Below are 12,190 nucleotides of genomic sequence, written 5' to 3'. Positions count from 1 at the left end.
CTTTGTCAGGAGAACACTCATGGCACAACCGAAAAGCACAACTCCTACCCAGCGCCCGGCACTGCGCCTTGTCTCTACCAAGCAGATGAGCCGGGAGGACTGGCTGAAGATCCGCAAGCAGGGCATTGGCGCCAGTGATGCGGCTGCCGCCGTCGGCATCAGCCCGTACCAGTCACCGCTGGAGCTGTGGATGATCAAGACCGGGCGCGATGGTCTGTTACCCGCGCCTGATCCCGATGACATCCAATCGCCGCTCTACTGGGGCACCCTGCTGGAGCCCAAGGTGGCCGAGGCTTACGCCAAGATCACCGGCAACAAGGTTCGGCGGGTGAATTCCGTTCTGCAGCACCCGGATGAAGACAAGCCCTGGATGCTCGCCAATCTGGATTACGCCGTGGTGGGTAACGATGACGTACAGATCCTCGAGTGCAAAACCACCGGCCAGTACGGCGCCAAGCTCTGGGCCGATGGGGTTCCCGAGTACATCCAATGCCAAGTGCAGCATCAGCTAGCGGTCACCGGAAAGCAGGCTGCCGATGTGGCCGTGTTGATCTGCGGACAGGAGTTGCAGATTCATCGGATCGAACGGGATGAGGCGTTGATCGCTCACCTGTACGAGCTGGAGCGGGAGTTCTGGCAGCTGGTGGAAGCGGACACGCCACCGGACCCGGATGGCTCCGACTCAGCAGGGAACGCCCTGCAAGCGCTCTACCCCCAGGACAAAGGGGAAACCATGGATCTCACGGACAACCCGGCCATCGAAGGCGACTTCAATGAGCTACTGGATCTGCGTGACACCCTGGGCCGATTGAGCAACCGGGAATCCACCCTCAAGCAACGCATCCAGCAGACCATGGGGTTGGCCAGCAAGGCCACCTTCACAGAGGGCTCTGTGACCTGGAAGCGAAGCAAGGACTCCACTAGCCTGGACACGAAAGCTCTCCTGCAGGATCAGCCTGATCTGCTCAAGCAGTACCCCAAGCACAAGGCCGGGAGCCGTCGCTTCCTGGTTCGCCCCAATGCTTAACCCTCTACGACTCACGGCATAACAGCCGGGCCTGGCCCGGCTGCGTCTATGCCTGTTATCCATCAGGAGCATCCCATGATTAAAGGACTCGCGATTACGCCCCCCGTGATTGGCCGCATCAGCATCGGCCGCGTGGTGGAGAAGAACGGCAAGCGTCTGCCCGAGAAAGACGATCAGTTCACCATCACCACCCAGATCCAGACCAAGGAAGGCTGGCTGCCCCACCCGCTGGATGACGCCCTGCGCCAGGACACCAAGGGCAACAAGCTCCGCAGCATTCCCGTCACCTTGCCGTTCAACGATCCGGACCTGAATCTACGGGCGGAATACACCTTCTTTGACCGCAAGAGTGGCAGGCCGCTGTGTGCAGGCAACGGGGAGACATGCCGGCGGCATACCGAGAATGGACTGGAATCGCTCCCCTGCCCGTCACCGGATCTGTGCGACTACGGCAGCCACGGGCTGTGTAAGCCCTATGGTCGACTGTACGTCCAGATCGGTGACGATGATGAACTGGGCTGCTTTGTGTTCCGGACTACTGGCTACAACAGCATCCGCACCCTCGCCGCTCGCCTGCGTTACTTCCATGCCATCAGTGGCGACAACCTGGCCACGCTACCGCTGGAGCTCAAGCTACGGGGCAAGAGCACCACCCAGAGCCATCGGGCACCGATCTACTACGTGGATCTGACCTTACGGGCAGAGAAATCCATGATGGAGGCCGTCACCCATGCCAAGGAAGAGGGGAAGGCTCGCAAGGATGCGGGGATCAATCAAACCGAGCTGGACAGAGTCGCTCAGGCTGGGCTGATGAATGCTTGGTTCGAGTATGGGGAGGATGAGGGTCTTCAAGTAGTCGAGGAATTCAGCTCAGACAAAAGAGATCCCCCCTCTTCTAAAACTGTAGACCCTACCAACCTTAGAGCCAAATTAGCCAATCAATAACATGGGATGTAGGCATCGTGCATTCTATCGAGCAGCTTGGTAAATCCGCTCAGCAGCGAGCCACAAGTCCGACGGCATGCAGTTTAGGGCTTTGGCAAGTTTCCAGACAGAAGCTGTGGAAGCATTTGATTCACCGCGCTCTACGCCAGACACGAAGGAACGAGCCAATGTAGAGGCATCGGCCAATTCTTCCTGACTCAAATCTAACTCTGTACGGCGAAGTTTTACCGCCCGTCCAAACGCCACCTGAATATCCACTCGCATGCACCTCCGATATACATCGGAGAGAGTGGCCATTCGGGGGTTGACCATCCACGCACCATACAAGACACTTTGACCTTTATACAGGTTATATTGATTCAATCAGCATCATTATGACCAATACAAGCCAGATAACCTCAAATCGGAAACCCACCTGGGAAGACCGATATTGAGAGTCCCGGCTGATCTGACGACATAAAAACAAGACTAAAGAGAGCACCCTGCCTCACCAAAGGCCAACAGGGCCGATTTTCCAATATTCACACCAACAAGGAGATACCGATGGGCACTTTATGCCTTCGCGTAGTTGCAGGCCTTTATACGGCCATATCACTATCCGGCTGCCTTCAGGGCAACGACATTGAAATCGTCAAAGAGGGGCGCTTTGACGATTATCCCGAGTTCAAGATAGGCGAAACCTTCGATCACCGCTCTCTCTGTGAAAGCACTTCCTGGGACCTCGTCAAGGATGACCGAGGGAGGGACTTGGTGGAGTACCGCTGCGAGATCAATGGCATCCATGCCTACTACACGGAAAAGCTAGCCCAGCAGGCAGACCAGTGCGAGGCCGCCTTGACAACTACGTACCTGGACTCGCATTTACGACGCTTTACCGCCCAAAGAGAGAAAGAGCTGGAGAAAGCCGAAAGGCTGAAGATCTTGCTGGAAGACGATAGCTATGATGCGTCCGTTCGCGCCGAACACGAACCTCAGATGGCTAAGATCAAGGCCACTTTGGATGTGGTCCGCACCAAAACCATCGACCAAATGATTCCTCTGATCGATAGGCTGTACTTCCCTGTCCGAGGCAGTGATGTACTGAACTACATCTCTGATATCGAGACGATTGCCGAGAACCGTAACGACACCTCAAAAACTGCCCAGCAGTATAACTACTACGCCCGCAAGAACTTCGACGAAGTCAAACCAGCAGTCATTGCCTCACTCGAAAAATCCTACAGTTATCACGAAAAGGAGATGAACGGCAGCATCAGGGCGCACCGCGCCAACTTTGAAGGCTCAATCCAAGCCGCTGAAGAAGAAGCTGCACGGCTTACCACACTGATAGAGGGCATAGCTCGAGATGAGGAAAAAGCCGACGAAACTGCGCAAGCAAATCTCGCCAAGATCAACCAGATTTTGAGCACCTTCAACGTCGCATCCGCCTATGAGTTCCTGCAATGGTCAGTCGCTGAAGACAACACATTTGTGCTGATAGGAGGAGGTCTCGCGCTACGCAAACCACAGGATGAAACCCACCAACGTGCTCCCTATCTGGATGCGCGCCTCAGGCAGGCCATTGGAGATGCGTACTCCAATAGCAGCGGCCTCTTCAATTACATCACTCAACGGACCCAAACCGGGCTTGATTGCCAATAGCCTGCACCCTTCAACCAAAAGGAAACGATCATGAAAGGACACCTTCTGATACTCATTGCTCTCACCGCCCTGCTAACCGGTTGTGGAGAGAAATTCGACGCCTCCACGGACAACCTGATCCGGGCATCCTACAACGGCATCCTCAAATCACTGGGTGGCGAAGAGAAAGAAGAGTTCGTGCGCCAGTACCAGCTCTATACCGCCCCCTATGAGCTCCCGATTGACCCGAATGATCCCGGTATAGATATTGCCCAGAACGATATCGAGTCGCTTCACGGACTGTCCTACGGCCAGGTGATCGACCGCGTGGCTAAGCATGAGGAGTTCCTCGAGACACTCCAGCGCGACAAGGATATCCAGACACTCACGGAACTACACAAGGTCTTCCTGGATAGCCGGGCTAACATCAAGCAATCCATGAAAGAGCTGCCTGTCACCCTTGCACCTTTGGGAGGCGACTATATGGGCGTCGTGGCCGTTAAAGTGGAGCTGGACAACAATGCTAGCTTCGCCATTGAGCAATTCGTTCTCAACGTCAGCATTACCCAACGCAGCACAGGAGAAGAGCTCTTTTCTGACACCAAGACCGCCGACCTGAGCACTGATCCACTTCAACCAGGCTATACCTATGCTACGTCCTTCGGGGACCAGCAAATCCAGGAGGCCTTCCTGAACAAGAACCTGTCTGTCCAAGGGTACATCTACGATGTAACGACTTCAGATGGTCGTCGCGTACTCAGCATCATGCAGGATGCCGACTATATCCAGTATGCCTCGTTGCAAAAGACATACCCGGAGGAGTTCATGGAGATTAAGGAAGAGCTGGGCGAGCCGGTTATCTAGTTTGAATTGTTCAAGGTGACGCCAATATCAATAATTCAAGCAAGTAATTCATCACAAGCATGCTAGGCCCATTCGGGCCTAACGTGCTTAGCCAGCCATTTAAAGTATCCTGACAATTTTATATTTAATAATCCGCAACCAGAGACCATAGCAGGAGACATTAAATAAAGTCGGCCACAGCTTAGTCACTGTCGGCTTATATAGCTACCCTACTGCAAGAAGGGAGCCCGCACCTATTGCTATTAATGTAAAGCCAACCAAACATGCCGAGACAGCAGTTATTCCAAAGCACCAAGCGACCACACGCAACCACCTAGGTGAATTAGCAACTCCCTCCTCGCCCTTAGTGGTTTTTCCTTCAAGTTCTGTTAGCGTAAGTGCTCCTGAAATTACCAAAAAAAATTTTAACAGGACAGCACTGGCCAAACTTAATGCGAGCAAAACCCAAGCAGAACGAATCACACTGGCCGCCCATGGGTCTAACAAAGGGGGATTAGAAGTGAGGAAAGCCCCAATTGTAATACTCATAATACCACCCGAAATAAGGATGACGGAGTGATTCATCGACTCTACGCGCGACATCCAATGGGCGGTGTATTCATTAAATATTTCCGAATTATTCATAGTTTCCTGATAGTCTTACAACTTAATGCTAGGAGCGACGAAAACTAGCTCGAATAACGTGCATGATTATGACCTGTTTGCCTCTGATTGCTATGTGCTAGCCAACCTCAATTCATTAATCGCCTCGTTCAAATTCCCCAAAATCTTATTGTATGTTTCTTCAGTAAGATTTGCTGTTCCATTAATCGATGCGTCAAGCCTTGACCTTATGGTTCTCATATTCACCATATAGTGGTGAAAAAAATTAACAGTCTCTTTTACTGAGTCAACACTTCCGAAGCAATCAATGTTGCTCGTCACAAGATCGTACAAAAAATCGCCAACAGCCACTTCAGAGTATTGTGTTTCGCTGAATTTGGCGTTCCCGTTATGTATCTCGACGTGCCCCTGAAGGTCTTCTTGTATTTTCTTTAGGTGCTCGCAGCAAAGAGCCGCAATACGCTTCCGTTTTATCGTCGTCTTCCAAAACGTGACTATCTCTCGAATTAACAGGGCCAGTGCTGCACCAATAAAGCCGACGAATAATTTTTCAGCCATAACATACACAACCATTTGTCAGATAACGCCCGTATTTGCGGCTGATCTGGAACGTAGCGAAAAACTAGTTCGTCGTCATGCCGTTTATTAGACCCAGATGGTTTAGCGTCTTTATGAGGTCGCCATCACATCCGGTGCCTCCGGTAGTACTCTTGTAGTCGCCGGTAATGGATATCCTGTCCAAACTGTGGCGCAGTTTCCACAATCTCGTCCAAGCACTGGCCCAATTCCCGGGGAGCCCACTGTTGATCGGAAATAACGGCATTTAGTAGAAGTAACGCCTCAGCAGGGAAGTGTCTGCACAAACCGGATTCGTGTAGCAAGTGTATGACATAGTCTGGGTGCTCAAGCGGTTGCAGCCAATCCTGCACTGCGACCAAGGCCGCTGGGAATTCACCTCTGGCGGCAATCACCACACGAGCCAAAGACTCGGCTATGCGCGGCGTGGCCAGGTCCCGGGACTTTGGCCATATCTGTTGCCAGAACGGCTGAGCACGGTTTTTCCAGTAGTCCTCAGCTTGATCGGCTGCGCCTGCTAATGCCTGGGAGAGCGCCTGCGCGGACACCTCCAGGCCCTCTTTGGGGAGAACACTAATCGCAGACCGGAACTCCTCCACGGTGTATGCCTCTGTCGGCCCTAATGCCGCATAAGTCAAAAAAGTCGCGAACTGCTGGCGATGCTCGCCCATATCAGCATAGTGGTTTACGCTATCTAGGAATTGCGACTTGAAGGCGGTTAGCAACGGCTGGTGCAAGCGCGGCGACCAGAGAAAACCCTCCCACGCGGCCTTTGCTTCGACGGGCTTGCTCCAACTAAACAACGGCAACAGGTGCTGCTCAGTCCAGAGGCGGTCCACTCGGAAAAATGCAACCAGACGCGAACACAGCAGCACCCGGCCGTGGCGAAAGCGATCCAATTGTTCATCACACAGAGCAGTAAAGATTGGCTTGAGCTCCTCAGGAAGCAGGTCGTTGTCCTTCGGGGTCTGCCTGAACCACAAGTTGATTAGAGCCTGGGTGACATGTCCGATGGGATGATTGATGGCAGAGCTGACAGGGTCATAGATCTCGACGCCACTACGGATGATGCGGGAACCTGAGTCAGTTTCCAACGGCAGTGCCAGCACGCGACGGCAAAGGTCCAGCAAGATATCCTCATGGCGGTTGATGGATTTAGATCCGACCTTCATCCACCAAGTCACTGCATGGTCAATCTCTTGCAGCATAGCGTCTGGCATGGCCTGCACTACCGGAGCAGCATATTGCCAAGAGCGCAACACCATACTGTCTTCCGCCCACGTCTGCAGCGCTTCACGCCATCGACCTGCGGGCCACACGTCATTTCGTGCCAAGTCGCATAGCGCAAAAAGACAGTGAAAAAAACGCGTACGACAAACGTCACTCCACGTATCTTCATATAAAGGGCGCCGCTCGGGAGGCGGCTTTGTGAGCCATTCTACTAATTCCCGCCTCTTGCGAGGCGCAATGTCGACGTCCCGGCTATTCTCATAATCCGGATCGCCAGTGCCACTCATCCAGTGTGAGAACTCGTCACTTTCGTTGATTGCCAATTGCCATTGCGGATAGGCATTGGCGATCTCCTCTAGGCGTGCCGCTGCAGATGCACCTAAAGGTAAACCAGAACTTTTCAGCTTGGCCAGATGAAGCCAAACAGAGCGACTCTCCAACTCCTTCCAGCAATCTACGTCCAAGTCAGCCCGATACATCTCGCGGGGCGGCCCCGCCAAGATGGCAACCTCCAAGCGCGCCTGAACGGCCCCGGTCAAATGTCGTCCCTGCAGAACGAAGAGCCTGTATACCTCACGCCCCAAATCTGTGGTCCACAACCACCACGCGTCGTCGGCCAAGAGCCAATCCACCCACTGCTCAGGCGGAATGCAATCGTCGTGGCTCGCGGCAAAAAGGGCAAGGCGCTTGAAGGTTGGGTACGGTAAGTCAAACCAAGCTTGAGCGACTCGAGTGGAGCGCGCGAAGTCGGTTGCGTGAACTGCCAGCCATGCATCGCGCAGTAACTCGATCAGGGTCACCCAGTCTCGGAAACCCCGGTTCTGCCAGTGGGGCGTGATTGACGGTAGGTCCCAGTGTGAACGATCGCTACGGTCATCGGCCTCGCCCAATTCACGTAAAATGTCCAGAGCATCGCGCAACAGTTGATGGAAATCATCGATCAAATGCGGCAGCGCAGATTTCCATGGCTCATCGGCAAGGCTCCGCAGGGTCGTATGCACATGATGAGCAGCCAACTCGAGCTCCCAATCCACCAACTGCCTGATTCGCATGGGCACGTCAGTGCTATTAGAATCATCGCCGCTCCAGCGAAACGGCTTCTTTAGTCTCACCTTGGGCGCGAGTAAATCGCGCAACTCAAGGCGGAGTGTTGCTGTCATTCCTTCACGTTTAAGACGGCCCTGCCAGCGATACAGGTCCGACGCATGCCCAAGAGATTTCACTCGGCCACCAAGCAGCAGCCGCCACAAGGTACGCATTTGCAGACCGGGGATGGCCCTAGGGGAATGCAAGCGAATTTCATCGAGCTCGGAAGTCTTGCTATCCCGCTCCAGCGCGGCAAAGCGATCCAGTTCGTGCTCAATCAACCACTGCAAACGGTCGTGCAACTGCCCTCCGCGTTCAGCAATCCAGATAATTAATCTGGGGTCATCCAGATGGCGCACCAGCCAGCGGGCGAGGTGAAACATACAATCATCCCATTGGCTGCTAACGAAACCTCCAGAGACGAGCAGCATTGTAGGTGCGCGGTCATAGGGCGCAGGCCGTCGAACGAGACTGAAGCGCAGCTTGGTGTCCTCCTCATCCCGGGGCGGTACGCCGAAGCGTGCCAGATCACTGTGCCCAAAGCGCTCATGCACGAAGGGCTCCAACAGCCAGTCCAGTGAAGGGGCGGGATTGATATCTGCAAATCTCTTGGCCGGCAAACCTGTTTTGTCCGATAAAGCCCACACCATTCGTCCGACGAAATCGTCCTGCTGCGTGCTGTCTTGTGGCTGGGCCATCGAATGTTTAACGACGATGGCCTCTTTGCCCTGTACCCCGTCTCGGTAGGTGTCTGCCCAAGCGTGGAGGGTTTGGTGCAGTGCAGAATGGTCATGGCTGCCAGCCGGTACTGTGTAGAGGATAGGAGCAACACCCTTGGCCTCCCACTCAATGGTCTTACGGTGCTCTTGCCCCGGCTCGCAATCACCCAGGGCCCAGGCCTGCAGTGTCACCTCACCTAGCATCCGATCAGCTGCCAGTGCATCCATCATGTAGCGGAGCACTGGGTCGTTGATGCTGTAACCTACGAAGCAGACAACGTAGTTGCGGAACAACTCGCTCACGAAGCGGGCCGCCCAGCGTTCCGTTAAGTATGCCAAACCAAAATCACCACTGGTGACGACTAGACGGTTCAGTGCAGTGTCGTCCATCTTTTCGGGCAGCAGGCCATGCAGATAGACCAGCCCATTCCAGCGGCTATTCTTCGGAATTGGGAGCATCGGGGCGGAATAGGTCTGGAACGCTTGGCCCATACGTTTGGCCGCTACATGAAAGATGCGATCAAAGTTGGTGGTGACCAACCGCAGGGCACCCTCGCGGCTGCGAGCCAAGCGCAACAGCGCAGCTTGCGTATCGGTAGCACCCTTGCGGCGGAGTTTCGGTTTCAGCGCCTCTGCCAGCTTACTTCGCACAGCTAGGCGCTGCCCCGGGAGGCGACGCTCCAGTAGATCAAGTGTTGCGTCGAACTGGCCATGCTCGAAGGCATCTTCCTCAATTTCTGAAAATACCGCCCCATTCAGTCGATAGATTTCCTCCACCAAACCCTTGAATCCTGGCAGGCCAGCGGGATAAGAAATGCCCGCACCACAAAAAAATACCACACGCCCATCCTCATGAGCCTGCAAGAGCTCATCCGGAATATCGGGGCCACTGGTTATGAACTGCATTCCATCTATTTCCTATCCAATATCCATATGCACGCGCGACTTTGAGTGAAGGCCCAGCCGCTACGCAAAAACCGTCGCCGTGCCTGCGATTGTTGGCTTCAGTAACTCTGACTTTCAGGCAAAGACCTTTCTGAGTAAGAACGGCTTTCTGCTCTACCCCCCAATATACGGTGTATTGCATAGGTTATGGACATCTTTGGCCGAATCCTAAGCATCAACTTGCGAAAGGCAGTCTTTGATTAACTGTACACCTCGCCATTTGAGCCGAACTTTCACTCAGCCAGCGACCGGGTCCAGCTTCCCTACCCTACCGACGATACACGGGAGATTGTGAAATTGGCCAGAGCGACAGCCGCTCGACTCTATCAACCGGGCCATGCCTTCCTAAAAGCCGGAGTCGGGCTCGTGAACATCTGCGACCGCATTCATCATTAGTTCGACATACTGCACCCAAGCCAGACTGAGAAGGCTGTCCGACTCATTACCGTGATAGACAGTATCAACCGTGCTCAGGGTAAAGGTAGCGTATTCCTCGCCTCCCAAGAGATCTCAGCTCCGTGGTACATGAGGCAACAGTTCAGGTCACCGGAGTCCACAACGCAATGGGCATAGTTACTCGTAGCTCACTGTCACACGCCACCCTTCTCTTGATTGCACTCACACTGTAGGTCAACGACCTTCTCTGGCCGCTGTTCGGTCTCTCCATTGCTTCAGTGCCTTGTAGCGGGGCCCTCGCACAATGCGCAATTGATTGACGCTCTTTTGTCCGGTTAGCCGAAGGGACTGTTCTTTTTTTGCGAAGTAACGGATGAGAGCTCTCATATTGGCTTCCTGAATTGCATCGCCCTTACGAAATTCTCCAATCGCCAAATGTCGCTCAGGGACCTGCAATCGTTTCGACAGCGTCGTTCTAACCTCACCTACATTCACATTAAATCCAGCCCCTTCACCTTTAGTAACCACGTCACACCAATAGCTCTTCAAGTAGGTGCCAAGCAAAACATCCATGCGGACCTTACTACCGTCATATATAAAGTATCCATGCCAGTGATAGCCCTTTTTTGCCCCGTATTCAATCTTGAACACCGCCAACACCAGAGCAGAAAACTGGCGCTTGTTATGCCGCATGTTTCTGATGAAGCGGTCTAGATCGTTTGATATGCACTCTGGGGTTTTATTCCTACGCACAGACTGTTTGTAGCTGCCATCAACACGCACCAAGCGAGCTTTTCGACAAATGCTCAACGCCTCATTCACTGCCCCGGTGATGCTGTCTACTCTGCGCTGCTCCCTGACCACCTGCTGTCTACGAAACTGAAGGATCTCAGTTGCCGATAGCCGCCGTTTCAGTTCATGAAGATACTCGAGATAGTGATCATGTACCGTTTTACCGCCAACGCAATCATGCAACCGACGCCCCGTCAAGACGCGAACCGCCTCTTCCCTATTGAGGTCCAGGACAACCTGAACATCCGGGTCCACCTTGTACCCCCAGAAATCATCCTCAGTGAGATTGATGCAGGATTCGATGGCTGGTGTCTTCTTATTGGGGATTCTGCGGATAAGCCCCTGGCTAGTCTCCTGCCGTCGGCTTATGACCAGTCGCCGCTGGGGCACGATTTCATCTAAAAGCGTCGTGACGTCCGCAAGCGCACGTGCAGCCTCTGACTGATCAGTGATGTAGACATTTTGGGGGTTATCTCTCGGATTGAAGACATCCAGTCCACAGTCCAGCATTTCATGGAACTGCTCCAGCCGTTCCTCTTGAGCTTCTACTGACGGCATCATGCCGTGCCCCTGTTTCATCGTCATTGCTCCAGTATTAACCTTATTCTTTGATGGCTTTTTATGAGCAACGAACCAACCAGAATGGAAATCTGAATATTAATAAAACCAAAGAATAAACATGTTCCCGTTTATGATTTACAAGAAAACCACTCCTGAACCCCGAGGTTATTGATTTTCGCCGCTCATATAATGGGCAAAACATGTACGTTATTAAGCAAGCCCTACTAATACTGATACTGCCATCAGTATTAGTAGGAGTTTTATTAACATGAGAAATTTCGCAGCCCTGACTATACGCTGACCACGACATCACCCTGCCCCCAATGGCTCCTGAGGATTGACCGAGGGCGCTACCCGCTTTTAAGCAAGGAACCCCACCTATTACAGATGGTAGAAGTTTGCTTTGTATACATTATGGCCAGACTGATAGAACCCGGACCAACGGCCTGTTCCGCAGTTTAGCGCGCCCTTACAGAGGCCCAACTTCTGCTCCACCTTCCTGGCATCCTTGGCACTTCTGGTAGGCAGCGCAAAGTGGGTGTCAACGTTGGCGACCACTTCCTCACTCAGTTCATCAAGCGTTTGAGCGGCCAGCAGCAGGCCAACACCGAACTTCCGGCTCTCTTTCGCAATGGTCTTTATGATGCAGTCATCCGCTTTCTGGCGTATCACCGATCCAGCCTCATCAAGGACGAGATACACCCGGAATGGCGATCCGGCATCAAACGGTGATTCTGATCCTGCCCAGTACTGATGGACACCCTGTTAAGCGAGTAAACTACGCGACAGAGGTGAACTATGGCAAGACAGACAACCCCCAAGAAAA

Annotated in this window: 12 protein-coding genes; 7 read left to right on the top strand and 5 right to left on the bottom strand. The window is 53.4% G+C overall.

The features are described from left to right. Positions 1-19 precede the first annotated feature (19 nt). Positions 20-1,027, top strand: a complete 1,008-nt coding sequence (locus tag GQF00_RS10975; RefSeq protein WP_063519346.1) for a YqaJ viral recombinase family protein — start codon at positions 20-22, stop codon at positions 1,025-1,027. A 75-nt stretch (positions 1,028-1,102) separates the two neighbouring features. Continuing rightward, a complete protein-coding gene (locus tag GQF00_RS10970; protein WP_161319239.1) occupies positions 1,103-1,972 on the top strand; it encodes a hydrolase or metal-binding protein in 870 nt (289 codons plus the stop codon). Positions 1,973-1,996: 24 nt separating this feature from the next. Here GQF00_RS10970 and GQF00_RS10965 read toward each other — a convergent pair whose 3' ends face one another. Further along, positions 1,997-2,230 (bottom strand): helix-turn-helix transcriptional regulator, encoded by a 234-nt coding sequence (locus GQF00_RS10965; protein ID WP_328594317.1) that lies wholly within the window; start codon positions 2,228-2,230, stop codon positions 1,997-1,999. A gap of 285 nt (positions 2,231-2,515) precedes the next feature. Between GQF00_RS10965 and GQF00_RS10960 the strand changes: the two genes are divergently transcribed. After that, positions 2,516-3,613 carry a hypothetical protein gene (locus GQF00_RS10960; RefSeq protein ID WP_153499813.1) on the top strand — a complete coding sequence of 366 codons (1,098 nt, stop codon included), beginning with the start codon at positions 2,516-2,518 and terminating at the stop codon, positions 3,611-3,613. A 30-nt stretch (positions 3,614-3,643) separates the two neighbouring features. Then, positions 3,644-4,456 (top strand): DUF6694 family lipoprotein, encoded by an 813-nt coding sequence (locus tag GQF00_RS10955; protein WP_153499811.1) that lies wholly within the window; start codon positions 3,644-3,646, stop codon positions 4,454-4,456. Positions 4,457-4,660: 204 nt separating this feature from the next. On the opposite strand, the gene GQF00_RS10950 is transcribed toward GQF00_RS10955, so the two are convergent. From GQF00_RS10950 to dsr1, 3 genes are all read right to left on the bottom strand, one after another. Then, on the bottom strand, positions 4,661-5,080 hold the full coding sequence (locus GQF00_RS10950; protein ID WP_153499809.1) for a hypothetical protein: 420 nt from the start codon (positions 5,078-5,080) through the stop codon (positions 4,661-4,663). Positions 5,081-5,170: 90 nt separating this feature from the next. Next, a complete protein-coding gene (locus GQF00_RS10945; RefSeq protein WP_153499807.1) occupies positions 5,171-5,617 on the bottom strand; it encodes a hypothetical protein in 447 nt (148 codons plus the stop codon). 125 nt (positions 5,618-5,742) lie between these two features. Next, positions 5,743-9,576 (bottom strand): anti-phage defense-associated sirtuin Dsr1, encoded by a 3,834-nt coding sequence (gene dsr1 / locus GQF00_RS10940; RefSeq protein WP_153499805.1) that lies wholly within the window; start codon positions 9,574-9,576, stop codon positions 5,743-5,745. A gap of 243 nt (positions 9,577-9,819) precedes the next feature. Here dsr1 and GQF00_RS16840 point away from each other — a divergent pair, with 243 nt between their 5' ends. Together GQF00_RS16840 and GQF00_RS16835 are read left to right on the top strand one after the other, a co-directional pair. Continuing rightward, positions 9,820-10,011 carry a hypothetical protein gene (locus GQF00_RS16840; RefSeq protein ID WP_153501856.1) on the top strand — a complete coding sequence of 64 codons (192 nt, stop codon included), beginning with the start codon at positions 9,820-9,822 and terminating at the stop codon, positions 10,009-10,011. Between the two features lie 51 nt (positions 10,012-10,062). Continuing rightward, the gene (locus GQF00_RS16835; RefSeq protein WP_161319238.1) at positions 10,063-10,188 is read left to right on the top strand and encodes a DUF4113 domain-containing protein; all 126 of its coding nucleotides are present in this window, start codon (positions 10,063-10,065) and stop codon (positions 10,186-10,188) included. 57 nt (positions 10,189-10,245) lie between these two features. Here the strand turns inward: GQF00_RS16835 and GQF00_RS10925 are convergent, their stop codons facing one another. Further along, positions 10,246-11,382 (bottom strand): inovirus-type Gp2 protein, encoded by a 1,137-nt coding sequence (locus tag GQF00_RS10925; RefSeq protein WP_161319237.1) that lies wholly within the window; start codon positions 11,380-11,382, stop codon positions 10,246-10,248. 516 nt (positions 11,383-11,898) lie between these two features. Between GQF00_RS10925 and GQF00_RS10920 the strand changes: the two genes are divergently transcribed. Further along, the gene (locus tag GQF00_RS10920) at positions 11,899-12,096 is read left to right on the top strand and encodes a hypothetical protein (protein ID WP_161319236.1); all 198 of its coding nucleotides are present in this window, start codon (positions 11,899-11,901) and stop codon (positions 12,094-12,096) included. Positions 12,097-12,190 lie beyond the last annotated feature (94 nt).

This window comes from Alcanivorax sp. DP30 (assembly GCF_009882945.1).
GTDB lineage: Bacteria > Pseudomonadota > Gammaproteobacteria > Pseudomonadales > Alcanivoracaceae > Alcanivorax.
Note: the sequence above shows the minus strand (reverse complement) of the source record. Positions and strands in the feature narration are given on the sequence as shown.